The sequence below is a fragment of the Amycolatopsis tucumanensis genome (assembly GCF_021654135.1).
Classification (GTDB): Bacteria; Actinomycetota; Actinomycetes; order Mycobacteriales; family Pseudonocardiaceae; genus Amycolatopsis_E; species Amycolatopsis_E tucumanensis.
This window is the reverse complement of record NZ_JAKGSD010000073.1, coordinates 1-19,825: the sequence shown is the minus strand read 5'-3', so window position 1 is coordinate 19,825 and position 19,825 is coordinate 1. Positions and strand designations below refer to the sequence as shown.

General features: G+C 66.9%; 16 protein-coding genes and 5 pseudogenes. 9 read left to right on the top strand and 12 right to left on the bottom strand.

The annotated features are described in order from the left end of the window. Positions 1 to 19 precede the first annotated feature (19 nt). The gene (locus tag L2C96_RS40045) at positions 20 to 544 is read left to right on the top strand and encodes an AMP-binding enzyme (RefSeq protein ID WP_110341383.1); all 525 of its coding nucleotides are present in this window, start codon (positions 20 to 22) and stop codon (positions 542 to 544) included. Here L2C96_RS40045 and L2C96_RS40040 read toward each other — a convergent pair. From L2C96_RS40040 to L2C96_RS40025, 4 genes are all read right to left on the bottom strand, one after another. Continuing rightward, entirely contained in the window at positions 453 to 1,064 is a 612-nt protein-coding gene (locus L2C96_RS40040) for a TetR/AcrR family transcriptional regulator (RefSeq protein WP_009156875.1), read from the bottom strand. The two genes, L2C96_RS40045 and L2C96_RS40040, sit on opposite strands and share 92 nt — an antisense overlap. An 895-nt stretch (positions 1,065 to 1,959) precedes the next feature. Further along, positions 1,960 to 3,162, bottom strand: a complete 1,203-nt coding sequence (locus L2C96_RS40035; RefSeq protein ID WP_110341385.1) for an NAD(P)/FAD-dependent oxidoreductase — start codon at positions 3,160 to 3,162, stop codon at positions 1,960 to 1,962. Next, a complete protein-coding gene (locus tag L2C96_RS40030; RefSeq protein WP_110341387.1) occupies positions 3,159 to 4,547 on the bottom strand; it encodes a cytochrome P450 in 1,389 nt (462 codons plus the stop codon). The genes L2C96_RS40035 and L2C96_RS40030 overlap by 4 nt, the downstream gene beginning before the upstream one ends. A gap of 17 nt (positions 4,548 to 4,564) precedes the next feature. Continuing rightward, positions 4,565 to 4,885 (bottom strand): 2Fe-2S iron-sulfur cluster-binding protein, encoded by a 321-nt coding sequence (locus tag L2C96_RS40025; RefSeq protein ID WP_110341590.1) that lies wholly within the window; start codon positions 4,883 to 4,885, stop codon positions 4,565 to 4,567. 161 nt (positions 4,886 to 5,046) lie between these two features. Between L2C96_RS40025 and L2C96_RS40020 the strand changes: the two genes are divergently transcribed. Further along, positions 5,047 to 6,018 carry an AraC family transcriptional regulator gene (locus L2C96_RS40020; RefSeq protein WP_233520115.1) on the top strand — a complete coding sequence of 324 codons (972 nt, stop codon included), beginning with the start codon at positions 5,047 to 5,049 and terminating at the stop codon, positions 6,016 to 6,018. Between the two features lie 85 nt (positions 6,019 to 6,103). Here L2C96_RS40020 and L2C96_RS40015 read toward each other — a convergent pair whose 3' ends face one another. The 3 genes and pseudogenes from L2C96_RS40015 to L2C96_RS45460 all read right to left on the bottom strand — a co-directional run. Next, complete coding sequence (locus L2C96_RS40015) at positions 6,104 to 7,792, bottom strand: MDR family MFS transporter (protein ID WP_110341391.1); 1,689 nt, start codon at positions 7,790 to 7,792, stop codon at positions 6,104 to 6,106. Then, complete coding sequence (locus L2C96_RS40010; protein WP_233520116.1) at positions 7,789 to 8,283, bottom strand: MarR family winged helix-turn-helix transcriptional regulator; 495 nt, start codon at positions 8,281 to 8,283, stop codon at positions 7,789 to 7,791. The genes L2C96_RS40015 and L2C96_RS40010 overlap by 4 nt, the downstream gene beginning before the upstream one ends. A gap of 85 nt (positions 8,284 to 8,368) precedes the next feature. Beyond that, positions 8,369 to 8,515, bottom strand: a pseudogene (locus tag L2C96_RS45460) (TetR/AcrR family transcriptional regulator); the annotation flags it as partial. A gap of 424 nt (positions 8,516 to 8,939) precedes the next feature. Here L2C96_RS45460 and L2C96_RS40005 point away from each other — a divergent pair. Then, positions 8,940 to 9,530, top strand: coding sequence for a TetR/AcrR family transcriptional regulator (locus L2C96_RS40005; protein ID WP_237339806.1), 591 nt, complete (start codon positions 8,940 to 8,942; stop codon positions 9,528 to 9,530). A 180-nt stretch (positions 9,531 to 9,710) separates the two neighbouring features. Further along, positions 9,711 to 11,918 (top strand): MMPL family transporter, encoded by a 2,208-nt coding sequence (locus tag L2C96_RS40000; RefSeq protein ID WP_237339805.1) that lies wholly within the window; start codon positions 9,711 to 9,713, stop codon positions 11,916 to 11,918. 119 nt (positions 11,919 to 12,037) lie between these two features. Here the strand turns inward: L2C96_RS40000 and L2C96_RS45555 are convergent, their stop codons facing one another. Together L2C96_RS45555 and L2C96_RS39995 are read right to left on the bottom strand one after the other, a co-directional pair. Next, positions 12,038 to 12,181 (bottom strand): hypothetical protein, encoded by a 144-nt coding sequence (locus tag L2C96_RS45555; RefSeq protein ID WP_504905284.1) that lies wholly within the window; start codon positions 12,179 to 12,181, stop codon positions 12,038 to 12,040. Next, positions 12,127 to 12,432 carry a MarR family transcriptional regulator gene (locus L2C96_RS39995; protein ID WP_110341397.1) on the bottom strand — a complete coding sequence of 102 codons (306 nt, stop codon included), beginning with the start codon at positions 12,430 to 12,432 and terminating at the stop codon, positions 12,127 to 12,129. Before L2C96_RS39995 ends, L2C96_RS45555 begins: the two co-directional genes overlap by 55 nt. Positions 12,433 to 13,521: 1,089 nt before the next feature. On the opposite strand from L2C96_RS39995, the gene L2C96_RS39990 reads away from it, so the two are divergent. Next, positions 13,522 to 14,319, top strand: a complete 798-nt coding sequence (locus tag L2C96_RS39990; RefSeq protein ID WP_158559813.1) for a GP88 family protein — start codon at positions 13,522 to 13,524, stop codon at positions 14,317 to 14,319. 151 nt (positions 14,320 to 14,470) lie between these two features. After that, positions 14,471 to 15,990, top strand: a pseudogene (locus L2C96_RS39985) (DUF8128 domain-containing protein); the annotation flags it as partial. Between the two features lie 66 nt (positions 15,991 to 16,056). Here L2C96_RS39985 and L2C96_RS39980 read toward each other — a convergent pair. Further along, a pseudogene (locus tag L2C96_RS39980) lies at positions 16,057 to 16,212 on the bottom strand (replication-relaxation family protein); the annotation flags it as partial. 235 nt (positions 16,213 to 16,447) lie between these two features. Beyond that, a pseudogene (locus L2C96_RS39975) lies at positions 16,448 to 17,128 on the bottom strand (TraM recognition domain-containing protein); the annotation flags it as partial. Positions 17,129 to 17,184: 56 nt separating this feature from the next. Here L2C96_RS39975 and L2C96_RS39970 point away from each other — a divergent pair. Together L2C96_RS39970 and L2C96_RS44880 are read left to right on the top strand one after the other, a co-directional pair. Beyond that, complete coding sequence (locus L2C96_RS39970; RefSeq protein ID WP_199542774.1) at positions 17,185 to 17,715, top strand: helix-turn-helix domain-containing protein; 531 nt, start codon at positions 17,185 to 17,187, stop codon at positions 17,713 to 17,715. Between the two features lie 90 nt (positions 17,716 to 17,805). Then, on the top strand, positions 17,806 to 18,192 hold the full coding sequence (locus L2C96_RS44880; protein WP_220818056.1) for an integrase core domain-containing protein: 387 nt from the start codon (positions 17,806 to 17,808) through the stop codon (positions 18,190 to 18,192). On the opposite strand, the pseudogene L2C96_RS39960 reads toward L2C96_RS44880, so the two are convergent. Continuing rightward, positions 18,162 to 18,824, bottom strand: a pseudogene (locus tag L2C96_RS39960) (transposase); the annotation flags it as partial. The gene L2C96_RS44880 and the pseudogene L2C96_RS39960 sit on opposite strands and share 31 nt — an antisense overlap. Positions 18,825 to 18,953: 129 nt before the next feature. On the opposite strand from L2C96_RS39960, the gene L2C96_RS39955 reads away from it, so the two are divergent. Then, a partial coding sequence (locus L2C96_RS39955) for an IS256 family transposase (RefSeq protein WP_237339807.1) occupies positions 18,954 to 19,825 on the top strand: 872 nt, incomplete at its 3' end.

The following is a 19,825-nucleotide window of genomic DNA, read 5'->3' as shown; positions in this document are numbered from 1 at the left end:
AAGCGCGCTGCGTCGACGGATGGATCGGCGGACGGCCGCGCTGAGGCCAGCGACGGTGCTGGCTCCGAAGACGCTCAAGGACACGGCGCCCGGATCGGCACCCTGGCTGGGGCCCGTCGGAGACACCGTCGAGCAGGAGCTCTACCGGCACCCGGCCGTCCGTGAAGTGGCCGTCGTCGGCGTCCCCGACGTCCACTGGGGCGAGACGCCAGTGGCCACCGTGGCGCTCCAGAACGCCGCCGAGACGACGGCCGAGGAGCTCATCGCGTACGCCCGGGAGCGGCTTGCCCACTTCAAGTGCCCTACCCGGGTCGAGTTCGTGGCCGAGTTGCACCGCACAGCGCCGGCAAGGTTCTCTAGACGGTGCTACGTCAGCAGCAGGGCGCAGACGAACACGCAGTACGCCGCTGAGCTCAGTTCAGACTGCTCCCGTCGTGCCAATCCGGCGCAGGTCACGATTCGAGGGAGAGGAACCGGACCGCGACCTCTGAGATCTTGCGTGCTGTCGCGGTTCGGTCCCATCTGGGCAGGGCCAGGTGACTGACTGTCAGGCGGACCATGGTGTCGGCCGCGTCGATGACGTCGTTTTCGGGAAGACTCGGGTAACTCTCCGCGACCCATCCGGCCAGGGTGTCGGAGGCGAGGTCGAGGAGTCGCGCGGAAGTTGTGAGCAGTGGGAGCATCCCCGTGGACGCTTGGCTCCCCCCATTCAGGTCGCGGTTGGAGATGAGCACCGCCTTGAGCAGGGGGCTACGCCCCGCCTCGTCCAAGGTGTAGTCGACGGCTGCAGCGATGCCGCGCTTCGCATCGCCGACGTGCGCCTCCAGCGCCCCCTGGATGCCCTCCAGGAAGCGTGAGGCTTCCCGAAGCACGACGGCTTCTCCGAGGCCGGCCTTGTCACCGAACTCCTTGTAGAGAGCTGCCCGCGACACCCCGGCTCGGTCCGCCACCTCCCCCATGCGCACCCGGTCCCAGCCGCGGTCGATGATCAAGTCGTGGGCAGCCTCGAGGACAGCCGAGCGCATGTGCTCCCTGAACCGTTCACGCATGGAGTGTGCCCGCATGAAAGACAGGGTAGCGATCTCTGTCTCGCTACCGACTCCCGTCACCGATCTGGACAAGATCAAGCTACCGTGCGTGGTCGTCTGCAACCCTGGTCGTGACGCTGTACGACTGGACAAGGCCCCGCGAGTATCCCGCACCAACTGCCGTGGTCGTCGGCAACTCTCGGAGGTCCTCGACTCGAATGGCACCGGGTCCCCGACCAGTAGCGTGATCGGACGACGACGGCCCAACACCACCCTCCGTTCGTAGGCTGGCACGATCGTCTGCACGCCCCACTGTGCAACAGGAGTCAATGGAGCTGACGTCTCGTCTCCAGCGCGATGCGAACAGTACCCGATCCTTGAGCGGCATCAGACTTCCCTCCGGCCGCTTCGTGATCGATCCTTTCGGGTAGACGACGAGGGCGCGCGATCCACGGCTTCGACCGCAGCGCGGAGCCCAGCTCGGCTGTTGGAACGATCGACCTCGACGTGGCCGGCCGGCCGAAACCACCAGCCGACAGCTCTGCTCTGAAACGGGCTCGTCTTTGCTATGACCGGGGGTCCGGCCCTCTGGTCCAGGATCATCTCCGCCGGGAACAACGGATCGGTTCGGGAGACAGGGCTGACCGCCGGCACCGCACCTCCCGTCTCGGCGAGGCGTCCCGTGCCGCGCCAGTCCACTCTCCTGGCCACCAGCAGCAGCGGTTTGCGAACGAGCAACACCAGCCACCATGCAGGACCGCGTGCGTCTCTGGGGACGTGCCTCACGTCTGCAACCGACGCGATTCACGGACGCCCAGGATGTTAGACAGAAGCCCCATCGCCGTCCACGCTGTCGACATCCAAGTCATCCTTGTTCGCCGCACTGGGCGGTGCCTCGGTGGTGACCACGGTCAGCGGTCGGCCCCCTTCGTCACACCGCAACCTCTGCTGTCAGGGCGGCCATATCGACTGCGGTCCCCTGGCCGAGCATGCGCTTGGTGGTCATGAAGTCCCGGGGACGGTTGACACAGTCAGCGGCTATCAGCTCGCCCTTCCGGAGGTAGTAGCAGGTGAAATCGCGGTCGGCGGTCGGGTCACCGCTCAGGACGATGTCGTCATAGCCCGTGTTGAGTCCCGCGATCTGGAGCTTGAGGTCATACTGATCCGACCAGAACCACGGGAGCGCCGTGACCTCCTTGTCCGTTCCACAGATGGTCGCCGCTGCCACCTTCGCCTGCTCCACCGCGCTCGGCACCGACTCCAGGCGGATCCGTCGGCCGTAGCGTGGCATGTCCTGCGAGGCGCAGTCCCCGGCGGCCACAATGGTGGGATCATTGCTGCGCGCGTGCGCGTCGATCAAGATCCCGTCGTCCACCGCCAGGCCGGCTGCCTCGGCCAGTTCCGTGGTCGGCTCGATACCGACCCCGATGATCACGAGATCGGCTGCCATAAGCTCGCCGCTCGCCAGGACCGCCTCGCGGACGCGGTGGTCACCGACCAGCGCCTCGACCGATGCGCTCGTCCGCACGTCGACTCCCTCATGTTGGTGGACGCGCGTGAAGAATGCCGACACCTCAGGAGCGGTCACCCGCTCGAGGACACGGTCTGCGGCCTCCAGCACGGTGACGTCAAGACCCAGCGCGCGCAACGACGCGGCGGTCTCCAGGCCGATGTAGCCACCACCGACGATGACGGCACGCCGTCCGGGGATGGCGTCCTCGCGGATCCGCTGCACATCAGATGACCGACGTAGGTAGTGCACCCCATCGAGCTGGGTGCCGGCGGCGCGCAGGCGTCGTGGGCGTGCGCCGGTGCAGAGAGCCAGGGCGTCATAGGACAGTCTGTCCCCCGTGCTGAGCAGGACCTGGCGAGCCGAACGATCGATCTCCTCCACGCAGGCGTCCAGGCACTCGATGCCCTGCTTGAGGTAGAAGTCCTGGGAGCGAATGGCCAACTCCGTCAGCGAGCACTTGCCAGCGAGGTAAGCCTTCGACAGAGGAGGTCGCTGGTAGGGCAGCACCGACTCGTCACCGACCAGCACGATCTCACCGGACCAGCCCTCCTGGCGGAGGCTGGTGACCAGCTGCGCCCCGGCATGACTGGCACCCACCACCACCGCGCGCGCTGAGCTCATCCGGCGCCCTTGGGGGTGAGCTCGACCATCAGCTTGCTGATGCCCCGAACGAAGTTGGACTGGACGTATTCCGGCTCCCCGACTACATCGATCCTCTCGAAGCGCGGGAGGATCTCCTCCCAGAGGATCCGCAGCTGCAGCTCGGCCAACCGGTTGCCCATGCACCGGTGCACGCCGAACCCGAAAGCGATGTGGTTGCGGGCGTTGGGCCGGTCGATGATCAACTCGTCCGGTCGCTCGAACACAGTCTCATCGCGGTTGCCGGACGCATACCACATCACCACCTTATCACCCTTACGGATGAACTGGCCGTTGAGCACGGTGTCGGTCTTGGCGATCCGGCGCATGTAGGCAAGCGGAGTCTGCCAGCGGATGATCTCTGAGACCATGTTCGGGATCAGGTCCGGATTGGCCTTGAGCTTCTCGAACTGGTCGGGGAACTGGTTCAGCGCGAGAACGCCACCACTCATCGAGTTGCGCGTTGTGTCGTTGCCCCCGACGATGAGCAGGATCAGGTTGCCGGCGAACTCCATGGGACGCTTGATCAGATCCTTGGTGCTCTCATTACTCTGCAGCATGGTGATGAGGTCGAACCCGGGCTCTTCACCGGCCGCGAGGCGGGCGGCCTTGTCATGCCACAATGTGCTGAGTCCACGCGCCATGCCCACCATGCCGCGGAACAGCTCGTCGTTGTCGGAGGGGCCTCCGTTGGCCTGCTCCATCGAGGTGGCCAGGTTTGACCACTCGACGAGCTTGTGCCGCTGCTCGAAGGGGAAGTCCAGTAGCGTCGCCAACATGCGGGCGGTGAGCTCGATCGACACGGTGCTCACCCAGTCGAAGGGTTCGTTGACGGGCAGGTTGTCCAGGACGTCCCTGACGCGCTCGCGAATGAGGCCCTCCATCTCGCGGAGGTTCTTCGGAGCCACCACCCCTTGGACGGCGCGGCGCTGAACGTCGTGCTTGGGCGGGTCCATGGCAATAAACATCGCGATGTCCATGAACCGCGGCGGCGCCCCGATGACAATGAGAGGTTCCGCGGAGAAGACCTCGTGGTTCTTGTCCACCGCAATGATGTCGGCGTGACGCGTGACCGACCAGAACGGTCCGAAGGGACTGTGAGGCTGGTAGTGGACCGGGGCCTCGTCGCGTAGGCGCTTGAAGTAGGAGGCCCAGCGCCCCTGCCGGTAGAGGAACGGGTTGCTGAGGTCGATGTCTTCGAGCGCGACTTCTTCGACCGGCGGGATCGGGCGTTCGACGAACATCTTCTGCCCGTTCGTGCGGGTCAGCCAGCGTCGGCCCTTGTCGTAGAGGTGTGCGGCCTGGACCTGTCGATCCAGCGGGATGGCGGCCTCGACCTTCCTCTTGACTGCTTCAGGGATCTTCATCTCGTCGACACCTCCTGCTACATCTGGAATTCGGGCAGTTGCACGGTCAGGCCATCCCATGACTCGGAGGCCTTGATCTGGCAGGACAGCCGAGACGTCGCCTGTCGCTCGGGGTTCATCGACAGCATCTCCTCTTCCACCGGACCGGACGGGCCGACCTTGTCGGCCCAGGCAGGATCCACGATCACGTGGCAGGTGCCGCAGGCGGCCTCTCCGCCGCAGTCGCCATCGATGCCCGGAATGGCGTTGTTCGTCGCGACTTGCATCAGCGAGCAGCCCTCCTCGAGGGGCGCCTCGTGCTTCTCCCCGTCGTGCGACACGAAAGTAACGACTGCCATCGACAACTACCCCACTCTTGACCACAAGACGGACACTTCCTTCATGATTGTCGTCGGCGTCCGACAAGGCCATGTCGAAGCCGCGCCATCCTGTTGTGAGTTCGGATCACGTGAGGATCGCCATGTGGAGAGACGAGCCAGGCGTCCCATCTCTTGTGTTCGTGCAACTGCTGAGCAGTTCAGCGATCGATCAGAACGCCGTGGAGGAGTTCCGCGCCATCATGGCGCGCGAGGGAACCGGCGAGCTGACTCTGATTCAGACCCAAGCGCAAGCACCGCTGCGGTGGTTTCGCGAGGTCTATCCCGAACTCGACGCCGAGCAGGCGACCCGGCTGGGGATCGCCTGCGCGGAACAGGCCCAGCTCACGTCCTTCGGGCCGATGAGCGTGCCGCTGGTCAGCGCAGGAACCGTCGCCGAGGTCGTGCAGCTGCTGACCTATCTTCCGGTTATCACCAAGGCCGTCACCACCCAGTTCGATCGCCAGCCGGAGGACCTGACGATTCGGCTGTCCGGGAACGCAGGAGAACCCGACCTGGACTGTCTAGTCGTCACCTACTGCGGCCTGGCCCTCATGCGGTTGATCGACCTGCTGGTCGGCGACACGTCGGAGGTGACCATGCATAGTCGCTGGCCGGAGCCGAGCGTCCTGTCTCGAGAGGCATGGCCAGGGGGTCGGCTCGTCTTCGACGCCCCCTTGTCCTACCTGCATATCCCTGCACGGACGCTGCACACGGCCTGCCGCTTCCCCGACCCACTCGCCTACGAAGTCGCCATAACTGACCTCCAGCAGGCGCTCGAACGTCGGGCTGGCCCCCAGGACTTCACCCGCAGAGTGCGGGAGCTGTTGGACGACAGGCCAGGGGTGAAGACGATCCAGTCAGTCGCGGATGAGTTCTCGATCTCCTCGAGCACCCTGAAACGCCGCCTCGCCGCGGAGGGAACCAGCTTCCGCGAACTCCTCCAGAAGTCCCTGCTCGACCGTGCCCGGATACGGCTGCTCGACCGATCCACGTCGGTCAGTGAGGTCGCCGCCGAACTCGGCTACAGCGACGTCACCAACTTCTCGCACGCCTTCAAAGCATGGACCGGCTCCTCACCGAGCCACTTCCGACGCGCCCACCAGCACCCTTGAGCACGGCTCCCAGCGCAGCCTCTCGGCAGGACCGCGGCTGGGGCGCCGTCCGAAATTTGTTTGACAGACCCTCGGAGGCCGTCCATCAGTCACCCGGCTGACCAACCTTCCTGGAGACTTCGCCCGATCCGGGCCGGTTCTCGTGGTCGGTGAGATGCGCGTCGGGGTCGACCGAGGTTTCGAATGCGGTGGCGAGGTCCTCGGCGGAGGTGTGTCCGTGGGTCTGTCGCAGCGGGGTTTCGCGTAGGAAGAGCAGGGTGACGAACCCGAGCAGCGCGAACGGTACGGCGGCGAGGAAGGTGGTTTGCAGCGCCTCGGCGAACCCGGTGGTGACTGCGAGATGGATGGGCTCGGGCAGCGCCGCGATCTGTTCGGGGCTGCCCTGGGTGGCAGTCCCGGCGGGCATCTGGTCGGCGGTGACCCCGGCCGCCTTGAGCTGCGCGGGGATGGTGTCGCGGAGGCGGTGGGTGAGCAGTGCGCCGAAGACTGCGACTCCCATCGCGCCGCCGAGGGAGCGGAAGAAGGTGGCTCCGGAGGTCGCGACGCCGAGGTCGGCGTGGGGCACGGCGTTCTGGGTCGCCAGCACGAGGACCTGCATCACCATGCCGATGCCTGCGCCGGTGATGAACATGAACACCCCGGCCAGCCACAGCGAGGTGTCCACCGACATCCGGCTCATCAGCGTCAGCCCCAGGACGGCGACCAACAGGCCGACGACGGGGTAGATCTTGTAGCGGCCGGTGTGGGTGATCATGCGTCCGGAGGCGATGGACGTGGCCAGCAGGCCGACCATCAGGGGAAGCGTCAGCAGGCCGGATGCGGTGGGTGACTCGCCTTTGACGATCTGCAGGTACTGCGGGAGGAAGATGATGGCGCCGAACATGGCGACCCCGACCGCGAAACCGGCCAGGCTGGTGATGACGAAGGTGTGGTTGGCGAACAGTCGCGGGGGCATGATCGGTTCGACCGCCCGGCGCTCCTGCCAGACGGTGAGCGCGAGCATGAGCACCGCCACCGCGGTCAGCCCGTAGGTCCAGCCCGAGTTCCAGGCGAACTCCTTGCCGCCGAGCGAGAGCATCAACAGCAGGGCGCTGATCCCGGCGACGATGAAGAAGGCCCCCAACCAGTCGATGGCATGCCTGCGGCGCGGGAACGGCAGCTTCAGCACACGTTCGGTCACCGCCAGGGCCGCGATGCCGATGGGGATTCCGACCCAGAAGGTCCACCGCCACGAGAGGTGCTCGACCAGGAAGCCACCGAGCAGTGGCCCGGCGACGGTGGCCAGGCCGAAGACCGAGCCGATGTAGCCCTGGTAGCGGCCGCGTTCGCGGGGGCTGACGACGTCGCCGATGATCGCCTGGGACAGTGCCATCAGCCCACCAACGCCGATTCCCATCACGGCCCGGAATCCGACGAGTTGCCCCATGTTCTGGGCGAACCCCGAGGCCAGGGAGGAGACCAGGAAGATCCCGATCGCGGACTGGAACATGATCTTGCGGCCGTACAGGTCCGACAGCTTGCCCCAGATCGGTGTGGAGGCGGTCGAGGTCAACAAGGTGGCCGAGACGACCCAGGCCAGCTGGTCCTGGCCGCCGAGCTCACCGACGATGGTGGGCAGCGCCGTGGCCACGATCGTCTGGGACAGGGCGGCGACCAGCATCCCCATCATGAGCCCCACCAGGACGGTGAGGATCTGCCGGTGCGTCAGCCCCGGCATCACCTGTTCGCCGGGTGCCCCAGGGGCACCGGCTTCGGGGGAAGACGGCGTGCTCATCGCTGGCTCCGTTCTGTGCTGTTCGGGTCCGAGGCCAGATGCTTGTCGAGGCCGGCGTTGAACGCGGCGAGCAGGGAAGCGAAGTTCGCCAGGTCCTCGGGCGACCACGACTGCAGCAGCTTCCGGACGACACCGCGTCGTTCCGCCCGGGTCGTGGTCAGGACGTCTCGGCCGCGCTCGGTGAGTCGCAGTCGGAAGGCGCGTCGGTCCTCGGTGTCGGCTTCCCGCGTGATCAGGCCGGCCTGCTCCAGGGAGGCGACCTGCCGGCTGATCGTCGAGGCGTCCAGGTGGAAGTGTGCTGCCAGCGCACTGGGCCGCAGTGGGCCGGTGTCATGGAGCCACGCAAGGATGCCGTAGGCGGCCCTCTCCACGACCTGCTCGGTCGGGCCCCCGCGCAGATGCACCTTCTGGGCGCGCCGCACCAACAAAGTCAGCTCCTGCTCGATGGACTCCACCGAGACCAGGTCGGCCTTCGACCCAAGCGGTTGCATGTACCAACCATAACCGGTGGAGGGACAGCGAGCGCACCAGCCCGCCATTCTCGCGTGGCCAGAGCCGGGGCGAGGCCGGGAGAAGCACGGCCACCAGATCGTCCTGGCTTGCCGAGGTCAGATTGTCGAGGCCGACAGCGTGGCGAGCCAGGGCGGGGCCCGGAATCTGCGATATCGCGAGCGCGGCGCGCTGGTGTGTGCCCGGCGCCGACCAGGTCGAAGACCGTGCCAACTATCAGACCGGTTTCGTGGCCCAAGTCGGGCCACATTCCGCACACGAATGGCAACGATGGTGGCTGCCTGTCACCCGCAGGGCGTTCAAGCGACTACCTCGTCCACCACGGGAAACCCAGCAGGCCGGACGGCACTCAAACCCGCCTCGTCCACGGATCCTGCAGGCGCAGGAAACGAGCACCTCAACCCCACGCGCCTCAGCGGCTTGCTTGAGCCGGATGCCGCGACGAGTGGCACCTCCGATTCTCAGGGGGCCTCCGACCTCGCCGTCCGCTGCGAAGCCCGTCGTGCCGTCACGCCAGCGGCCCGCCGTCGCCGGACGGCTGCCTGGGAGCAACTGCGCCGAGGCCAGCATCGATGTGCACATTGGGCAATTTTGCTCATTGGGCAGAGGTGGGCATACTGAGGGCGTGGATCGTGGGTTGCGGGACCTCAAGCGCGAGGCGACGAGAGAGGCGCTGGCCAAGGCGGCGTTCGAGCTGACCCGTGAGCGCGGCTTGTCGGGGTTTGTCACCGCGGACGTGGTGGAGCGGGCGGGGTACTCGCGGCGGACCTTCGGCAACCACTTCTCCTGCAAGGAGGAGGCGGTCGCTTCGGTCGCGTTCGGTGGTGTCGACGACGCCAGCGCGATCCTGGCCGGCCTTCCCGCTGACCTGCCGCTGCTCGACGTCCTGTTGGCTGTGATGAAGACGCAGTTCACCACGGACGCGTTGGTGAGGATGCGCGAGCTGATGGCGATGGCGCGGCGGTACCCGACCCTGGAGCCCCACGTGCTGGGCGTTCAGCAACGCATGCGCCATACCGCGCAGGAACTCTTGGGCTCGGTGGCGGGGGACCGGTACCCCACCGTCTACGTGCCGCTGTTGTTCGGTGCCGTGTACGGCGCCGTGATGGCCGCTCTAGAGGGAACCCTTGATGTGGACCTCGGCGGCGAGTACGACCCCAGCCCCGCGTCGATGGACTACAGCTCGTTCCTCGACATCACTTTCGACTACCTGCGCCACGGCTTCTAGACCTTCTAGACACCGCCCCTCTTTGCCCTCAAGGAGCACCAGTCCCTCATGTCCACTTTCTTGTACCGGCTCGGACGAACGGCGTTCGGCAGGCCGTGGCTGTTCATTGCGGGCTGGCTCGCCGCCCTCGCAGTGGTCGTCGGTGCGGTCGCCATCAACGGGGTGAGCGTCAGCTCGGAGATGAAGATCGAGGGCACCGAGGCCCAGACTGTGCTCGACCGCGTAGCCGATGAGCTCCCCGCCGCCTCGGGAGGGCAGGCCAGTGTGGTCTTCACCGCGCCCGACGGTGAGCGCCTCGACACGGCGGAGCGACTCGCGGTGATCAGCGGCACCGTCAGCGACGTCTATGACCTCGACAAGGTCGTCAATCCCCTTGACCTCGCCACGGGTACCTCGGAGGAGGGCACCCCAGGCACGCCCGAGGAGAAGGCACCGGGCACTCCGCCAGCCGGGCCGGACCACGGGCAGGCGCCTCCCTACCAGCCGCTGCTGGTGGACGGGGCACCGGTGCCCGGCGTGCTCGTGTCCTCGGACGGGCAGGTCGCGCTGTTCCAGTTCCAGTTTACGGTCGCCTCCACCTCATTGACACCTGAGGACGTCAGCTCGGTGGTCGAGGTGGTGGAGCGTGCCGAGCAGGGTACGGGGATCACCGTTCTCCCGAGCGACTCGCTCAAGGCCATCGAGATCCCGGTCGGTGTTGGCGAAGTGATCGGTCTCGCCGTCGCCGCCCTGGTGCTGGTGCTCACCCTGGGCTCGCTGATCGCGGCCGGCCTGCCCCTGATCACCGCGCTGGTCGGCATCGGCATCGGCGTGGGCGGCGCGTACGCGCTCTCCACGGCCGTCGAGATGAACTCCGCCACGCCCGTGCTCGGTCTCATGGTCGGCCTCGCCGTCGGCATCGACTACGCCCTATTCGTTGTCAACCGGCAGCGACGGCTGATTCTCGATCAGGGACTCACCGCACAGGAGGCAGCAGGCAGAGCTGTCGGCACCGCAGGCAGCGCGGTCTTCTTCGCCGGCCTGACCGTCCTCATCGCGCTGACCGCGCTGACCGTCATCGACATCGCGATGCTCTCCACGATGGCCCTGGTCGCGGCGTCCACGGTGGCCCTGGCCGTGCTCATCGCCCTGACCCTGCTGCCCGCGCTGTTAGGGCTGGTCGGGGAGCGGATCTGCTCGGACAAGGCCCGAGCCCGACGCTACGCCAAGGCGGACGCGGAGTCCCACAGCGTCGCTGACCACTGGGTCAAGGGTGTCATCAGGTTCCGGTGGCCCGTCATCGGCGGCGTGGTCGCGATCCTGGGCGTGATGGCGATCCCCGCGGCCAGCATGAACCTGGGCATCCCAACTGGTGCGACCGCGAACCAGGACACCGCCGCCCGACAGAGCTACGAGGCGGTCTCCCAAGGCTTCGGTGAGGGATTCAACGGCCCGCTCCTGGTCACCGCGGAGCCCACCGGCACCGCAGGCCGCGTCACACCCGAGCTGACCGCGAAACTGGCCGACGAGTTCCAACACCGAGACGACATCGTGCTGGCCGCACCCGTCGGCGTCAACGAGGCCGGCGACCTGGCCGTGTTCAGCGTCATCCCCACCTCCGGCCCCAGCGACGAGGCCACCAGCGATCTTGTGAAGTCGCTGCGCGAGCCCAGCAACGCGATCGCCCAGAGCAACCAGGTGCGGCTGGGCGTGACCGGGTTCACCGCCATCGGCATCGACATGTCCGACAAACTCGCCGATGTCCTTCCGCTCTACCTCGGCATCATCATCGTCCTCTCCGTCCTGATCCTGATGCTCGTCTTCCGCTCCGTGGTCGTCCCGATCAAGGCCACAGCCGGCTTCCTGCTCAGCATCCTGGCCACCTTCGGTGCCACCACCGCCGTCTTCCAGTGGGGCTGGCTCAGCGGCCTCTTCGGGTTCGACACCGGCGGCCCACTCATGAGCTTCATGCCGATCATCGTGACCGGCATCCTCTACGGACTCGCCATGGACTACGAGGTCTTCCTGGTCTCCTCGATGCGCGAGGCACACATCCACGGCCAGCCGGCCCGACACAGCGTCGTCCATGGGTTCGACCAGGCCAGCCGGGTCGTCGTCGCGGCCGCCATCATCATGGTCGCGGTGTTCTCCGGCTTCATCTTCAGCCACGACATCATGATCAAGCAGATCGGCTTCGCTCTCGCCGCTGGCATCCTCATCGACGCTTTCGTCGTCCGGCTGACCCTCGTCCCGGCGCTCATGGCCCTCTTCGGCGAACGAGCATGGTGGCTGCCCCGCTGGCTCGACCGCCTGCTGCCGGACCTTGACGTCGAGGGCGACAAGCTGCTGACCATGCTCAACCAGCAGGCCGAGGCCACCGACCGACACCACATCGAGGTCCGCGACTGAACGAGCCCCCCGGAAGCATCCGGAGCCGAACCACCGGGGGCACGTTCAGCAGCCCCACCACGTCGACCCCGTCTGCCCGCACGGCCGAACGCGGTCGACCATCACCGCCGGTGTCTCGGTCACCGAGGATCCAGCCGGTGATCAGACCAGCGCTCCAGCATTCCCTCCAGCTCGTTGCGCAGGAACGCGATGAACGTCGTCGCCTCGGCTAATCGGTGGCCTTCACCGCCGGGAGCGCCGAGCTCGACCGTGGCGCTCTCCAGCGTGGACTGCCACTGCTTGAGAACCGGGATCCAGGGGCCACGACCATGCCCCAGACGTTGCCGTCACAGACCCGGTAGAGCTCCGCCCTCTTCCCGGGTTGGCGTTCCTTGACCACCATCCGCGTCGCGGTGAGATGGCGCACCGCCCCCGAGATCGCGGCCGGACTGACCCGAAGCCCTTCCGCGAGCGCGGCGGAGGTGTAGCGTTCGGCGTCGTCGGCGAGCATGTAGGCGAACACCCTGGCCGACATCCGTGGGACCCCGCCTCGTTCAGGATCAGGGCGATGCGCTCCACCACCCGGAGCAGCCCCTCGCCCTCGTCCTGCCAGCGGCTCGCCATCATCTGCTCACCATCACCCATCCAGCCAGGCCCACCCGGTACGACCTGCGGGGATGCTGCCCGCAGCCGCTGCAGCCTGCGGGCCACTGACACGTTCCTCACAGGACTCGGCCCGGCGTCGATGTCGCCTCACAGCCCGGACGCTCCAGCCGCCCCCGATCCGTTTGGCCGCCACCGAGCCGTGGTTGGCACCGACGTCCCGCCGGGCACAGGTTCGAACTCGTCGGCCCCCAGCGGCCGGTGTTGGGGCTGCAGTCAGAGATCGAACTGCGAACCGTAGACTCAGGAGGCGTCCGGGCCATCGGAGTCTGTTTCAAGGTCGGCACCACCCCCTCCAAGTTCGGGACCGTCCGGCCCGAGCTGGCCGGTCGTCAAGGTGTACTGGATCGCATTTGCGCAGGTAGTCCTCAAGATCGCCCAACCCGCGGGCGATGTCCTGACGCAGCCTGCGTTCGGCAAAGAACCGGAGGCGGGGCGGAGGATGTTCGCGAACCCACTCCATATACATGAACTGCCCCATGCACCAGCATGCACCGAACGCGACGCTGGCAGCCACCAGCATCCACCACGCGACTGCCAACACATCCCACAGCGCGTTGCCCAGCTGTTGCCATGCCAGCCCGTACGGATCCCGGTACCTCAATTTCACCCACCTCCACCCTGGTGGCCGAACCGAGCATCACGATCACCCTGTACCCAGCGGTAGAGTTCACCGTACGCTGAAATACTCAGGAGGAAAAGGGGGAGCCGTGCGGCCGGCCAGCGCCACTACCTCGGAGCGGGTCTGTCAAACGAGCCGCGAAGCGGGCGACGAACTGGCCGAGCAGCTTCTCCGCCCGATCTAGCCGGAAACCGAGTCCGCGGCGGACACCCAGATAGTCGGCGAGGGCTGGACGCAATGCGCTCATGCCGTACCGTCCGAAGCAGGCCAGTGACGGGCGACCGGACGCAGGGCCGCCACGTCGACCTTCGTGTAGAGCGTGGTCGTGATCGGATCACGATGACGCAGCACCTGGCCGATCTCGGCCAGCGAAGCGCCTGCGGTCAGCATTGCGGTGGCCGCGCTGTGACGACGTTGCCCGCCTGGGCTGGCCGGTTGCCTGACGGCCGCACCTACAACACCTGCCCGTCAGCAGGAATCTGCCGCCACGTCTGCTACGCCCGACACGGAACCTACTTGTGGCCGACTGTGCGCGCCAAGCACCAGGCGAACCTGATATTCGTGCTGGACGATCCGGCCGGGTGGGAGCAGGCGATGCTCGCCGAACTGGCCGCACCGAAGTTCCGCGGCCGGTTCGTGCGGGTGCACGACTCGGGCGACTTCTTTTCCGACGACTACACCCGCAGCTGGCTGCGCATCATGCGCTCTGCTCCTGACGTGACCTTTTACGCCTATACCAAGGAGATCCACCGCTTCCGGCGACTCGTCGAGCCGGACCCGCCCGAGAACTTCTTATGGGTCTACTCCTACGGCGGCACGCAAGACGGCCGGATCGACGCCGCGACGGACCGGGTGGCCGATGTGTTCGCGGACGAGCAGGCCATCGCCGAAGCCGGATGGTCCTCGCAAGAAGCGTCCGACCTGCTGGCGGTGCTAGGTCCTCGCTTGGTGGGCGTGCCATCAAACCGCATTCCCCATTTCCTGCGGCGCTTGCAGGGTCGTCGGTTCTCGCAGTGGCAGGCCGAAGTCGACGCCGAGCGCGAGGCCCGCCGGGGCACCGGCCGCGTCCGTTCGATCACCAGCGCGCCGTCATTGCGCCGCCGCGACGGCCGCCGGACCGACACGCACGCCGCCTAGCTCGCGGCTCGCTGTCCCGCCTTCAGTTCCTCATATCGGGAGGTTATTACTTGTGTTTCCGCTCAGTTCGCCCGTGGACAGCCCGCTCGGCGGGCTGCTCACCGATCCCTGGGGCACGATCCGTGCGCTGCTCACTACGGCCTGGTCTTGGATGCAGGCCTGGGGTCCGATCGCCGCACTCGCACTGCTGATCACCATTACGGCGCTGTGGGCGCTGCGACGCTGGTGGTCCAACCGTTGCCAGGACGCCCTGCACGACAACGCTCGCATCGTGACGATCCTGGCCCCGCCCACGGTCGACCCGGAGGGCGCGCCAGCAGTATGGTCGAACCTCGTCGGACTTCTGCGTCCCATGTGGACTCGGCTCGCGCAGGGGCAGCCCCATCTGGCATGGGAGTACGTGTTCGGCCACGACGGCGTACAGATCCGGCTGTGGGTGCCGGGCACAGTACCGCCGGGCATGGTCGAGCGTGCCGTCGAAGCGGCCTGGCCCGGATCGCACACCACCACCGAGCCGGCAGCGGCTCCGCTGCCCACCAGGGCCGACGGTGGCCGGCGCCGACTGGTCACCGGGGGTGTACTGCGGCTGGCTCGCTCGGAAGCCCTGCCGATCCGCAGCGATTTCGACGTGGACCCTATCCGGGCGCTGCTCGGTGCTCCGGTCGGTCTGGGCGTGTATGACGGGGCGTGTGTGCAGGTGCTCGCGCGACCAGTGACTGGTCGGCGGGTCAAGCAGGCGCGCCGCGCGGCACCTGCACGCCGGGCGCTCCACCCGGCCGGTGGGCCGACTCCTGGACGCGATCACGCCGGGTCCCACGCCGACGGCGGTGAGCCGCGCCGGTGAGCCGAAGCTCGACCCGCAAACGTCGTTGGAGTACCAGGCGCAGAACCGCGCCATCGTCGGCAAGCAGCGCGGCTCGCAGTGGGAGACCGTGATTCGGTACGCAGTTGCCACGACCGTGCCCGCCGAGACGCCGCCCGAACAGATCACACGGGTGCGCGACCAGTTGCGGGGCCGGGCACATGCGATCGCGAGTGCGTTTTCCGGCTACACCGAGCACAACCACTACCAGCGCCGCCGGCTGCGCAACCCGCTGACGGCCATGGCGCGGCGGCGGTTGCGGCGCGGCGACCTGCTGTCGGTGCCGGAGCTGGCCGCGCTGGCGCACCTGCCCACCGACGAGGCTCTGCCCGGCCTCGCGCGAGCGAGAGCAAAGGCCGTGCCACCCCGCCGAATACGCCCACCGAGGGTGAGCTGATCCGGCCCATCGGGGTTTCCGATACCGGGCACACCCGCCCGGTCGGGCTCCAGGTCTCCGACGCCCGGCACCACGTGCACGTGCTCGGCGCCACCGGCAGCGGGAAATCCACCATGCTGACGCGGATGATCCTGGCCGATGCCGAGCACGGCCGGGGTGGGGTGGTCATCGACCCCAAGGGCGACCTGATCACCGATGTGCTGCAGCGCCTGCCGGAGCACGCCGCCGAGAAGGTGGTGCTCTTCGACGCCGACTCGCCCGGACCGACACCCTGCCTGAATCCCTTGGAGGGGTCGAAGGAAGCGGCGGTCGATAACCTCGTGTCCGTGTTCTCCCGGGTGTTCTCCTCAGCGTGGGGCCGCGCACCGAGGACATCCTGCGCGCCGGCTGTTTGGCGTTGCGGGCGGGACCCCAGGTCGCGGGGATCAAGGCCGTCCTCGTGCGCCAGCAGGTGAGCGCCAGCGGTGTCTAGGACGTAGAACATCGGTGCCCGGCCGCGCCCGATGTAGGGCTGGAACCGGTCGAGCACCCGCCACTGGTGCAGTTTGTGCAGCCGCTGGTTGGCTGCGCGCCGGCTCGGGAAGGCGATTTGGGTGATCTGGGTGGAGGTCAGCGTGCGGTGTTCGGCGAGCATCCGCGCCAGCCACCGATCCCGCGCGGTGAGGTGCGCGGCAACGGTGGCCAGGTGATCGGCCGTGGCCGCGACCCGCGCGCTCGTACGGGCGGGCACCCGGGCACGCAAGTCCCTCTGGGCAGACGTGGGGTCGAACACGCAATCTCCTTTGCGGACCGTGTGCAGGAAAACGAGAGCAGCGGGGCGGGCTGTACCCATCTGGTCGGTGCGGCCCGCTCCGCTGGGGTAGCGGGAATCAGGTGGCGCGGCGGGGATCGGTCCCGGTGTCGTCCGGCCCGGACGCGTCGCGGCCCTCGGCCGAGGCGGACAACGGCCGGGTATGGCGCGCAGCGGTCTTGCGCACGAGCCGGGCTCGACCGCGGATCGCAGGGGGCAACGGTTCGGTGGTCACGGTGAACGGCTGGGTTTCCTCGCCGCCCACCACGAGGCGGACTGCCGCATGGAACACACCGAGGTGCGCCAGATCGTGTTCGCCGATTCGGGGCGCGGTGTGCCGCGCCAGCTCGCGGGCATCCTCGGGCGAGGCATTGAAGAGGATCTTGCTGCGCGCGTTGGTGGAGATCCCTTCCTTCAAGTCTTTCCCGAGCTGCCCGAGGTGCTGGTGCGCCAGCGTCATCGACAGCCGGCAGCCCCGCGCCTCGGCCAACATGTCTTCCATGGCGTAGGGCAGATTGAGGAAGTTGTGCGCCTCATCCACATACAACGAGGCGTCCCTGCGCTGCCGCTGCGCCAACGCGGCCCGCGCGGTGGTGGCCTGCCACACGCGCGCCACGATCAGCGAGCCCAACAGCCGAGTGGTGTCTTCACCCAAGCTGCCCTTGGGGATGCGCACGAGGCACAACCCACCATCCAGCGCTGCAGACAGATCCACTGTGGATGGACCGACGGCGATGGCTTTGACCACGAACGGGCGTGTCGGTCTAAACTGCGGGAGATGGTTGACACCTGGGCTTGTTGATCATAGGGATCCGGGTGAGTGAGCCCGTGTTGGACCGCGAGGTGCGTCGGCGCCTCGCGGTCCTTCGTCATGCGGAGGAAGTGTCCGGCAACGTCGCGATGACGTGCCGCTACTACGGCATCAGCCTGCCGACGTACTACAAGTGGCTGCGCCGGTACGAGGCCGACGGCGTCGACGGGCTACGAGATCGGTCGAAGCGGCCGCGGACCAGCCCGAACGCCACCCGCGCCGACGTGGTGGACAAGATCATCCACCTGCGGCGCAACTACCACTTCGGGCCGGAGAAGATCGCGATGTACCTGCAGCGTTACCACGACGTCACCATCAGCCGCTCGACCGTGTGGCGAATCCTGTGCCACTTGGGCATGGGCCGGCTGCCCACATCGCAGCGATATCAGCGCCACGATCGCCGATGGAAGCGCTACGAGAAGCAACGCCCGGGACATCAGGTGCAGATCGACGTCAAGTTCGTCGAACCCCTGCCCAAGGTCAGCAAGACCGGCGTCTCGCTCAAGCCGGTCGGGCGGCGCGGCAAGTTCTACTAGTTCACCGCGATCGACGACTGCACCCGGCTGCGGATCCTGAAGATCTACCCCACGCTCAACCAGAAGACCGCGATCCAGTTCCTGGACTACGTGCTGTCCCAGCTGCCGTTCGCTGTAGAGAAGATCCAGACGGACAACGGCACCGAGTTCGGCACCGAGTTCGGCACCCAGTTCCACTGGCACGTGCTCGACAAGGGCATCGGGCACGTCTACATCAAGCCCCGCACGCCACGACTGAACGGCAAAGTGGAGCGGTCTCACCGGATCGACGCCGACGAGTTCTACCGCCTGCTCGACGGCATCGTCATCGACGACGTCAACGTCTTCAACGCCCGCCTCAAAGAATGGCAGGACTACTACAACTACGACCGCCCCCACGGCAGCCTCAACGGACAGACACCCTATGGAAGACTCCGACAGAAGACCCAAGCCGAAGCGCCCGGGCGAAGCCGGTCTACCGCAGTCGCACAGGCATAGCGCTTGACAGTGTTCAGAGACAGATTCAGCCGCCGGGTGCACTCCAACAGTCCGTGACCTTGCTTGAGTAGGTCATGCACCTGATGCCAGCGCTCGATGTTGGTGCGAGCCAGCGGCCCGTCCTGGACGCCGGTTGCCCCGGCCCAGCAGGCAGAGTGGGCCGCCACCTCTTTGGCCGCTGCTTCAGCCAGGCCGTGCCACAGATGCCACCGGTCCGCGACCTGCTGCACGGCCGGGTCGGCATCGCGGACGGCTTGGGCGTAGGTGTTCGACCCGTCGCGGCACACGATCTCGACGCCGGGATGGCCACGTAGCCAGTCGGCGACCACGCTCGCGCCACGGCCGGGCAGCACGTCGATGCGGACGCCGCTGTCGGCGTCGATCAACACCGTGGCGTACTGGCGGCCGCGACGCAGAGCGAAGTCATCGATCCCCAGCACCCGCGGCACCGTCCGCTCGGGCAAGGCGATACCCAACAACGCACGCACCGCAGTGTCCTTGCCCGCAGCGATTCCCATCACGGGTAGCAACCGAGCCGACGCGCGGCCCGCAAGCTCTCTGACGACGCCGCGTAGTTGCTCGATCAATCGCACCGTGCGCCGCTGATAGCGCTCCAGCACACCGGGGACCTGACTTGGGCCACGAATCGGGTCTGATCTGGGGACTGTCCGGGTAACGGTGGATCTGGTCTTGGTCTGACCGAGAGGACATGACCAATGACCATGACTGATCCGAGCGATCGTGAGGTTGGCTCGGAAGAGATGCTCGATCCTGTGAGCGGAGAGAGCATCGATCAGCGGCAGTTGGCTGAGCAGCTGTTGGCGCAGGCCAAGGAACAGGGCGTCGATCTGGTCTGCCCGGACGGGCTGTTGAACCGGCTGACGAAGAACGTGCTGGAGACGGCGTTAGAGGCCGAGATGGATGACCATCTCGGCTATGAACGCCATGACCCGATGGGTCGCAACAGCGGGAACTCCCGCAACGGGACCAGGTCGAAGACGGTGCTGACCGAGATCGGCCCGGTCGAGATCGACGTGCCCCGCGACACTGACGCGTCTTTCGACCCGAAGATCGTGCGTAAGCGGCAGCGGCGGTTGGACGGTATCGACGAGATCGTGCTGTCGTTGACCGCCCGCGGGCTCACCACCGGCGAGGTCGCCGCGCACTTCGACGAGGTCTATGGGGCCAAGGTCTCCAAGGAGACGATCTCCAAGATCACCGACAAGGTCGTCGACCAGATGGCCGAGTGGTCGTCACGGCCGCTCGATTCGATCTATCCGGTGATCTTCGTCGACGCCCTGGTGATCAAGGTTCGTGGCGGCCAGGTCGTGAACAAGCCGTTCTATGTCGTCGTCGGGGTGACCACCAGCGGTGAACGAGACATCCTCGGTATCTGGGCCGGCGACGATGGTGGTGAAGGGGCACGGTTCTGGCTGCAGGTCTTCTCCGAGCTCAAGAACCGCGGCGTGACCGATGTGCTGATCGCGGTCTGCGACGGGCTCAAGGGCCTACCCGAAGCGATCACCACGACCTGGGAACACACCATCGTGCAGCAATGCGTGATCCACCTGATCCGTAACTCGTTCCGCTATGCCGGACGCCAACACCGGGATGCGATCGTGCGAGGTCTGAA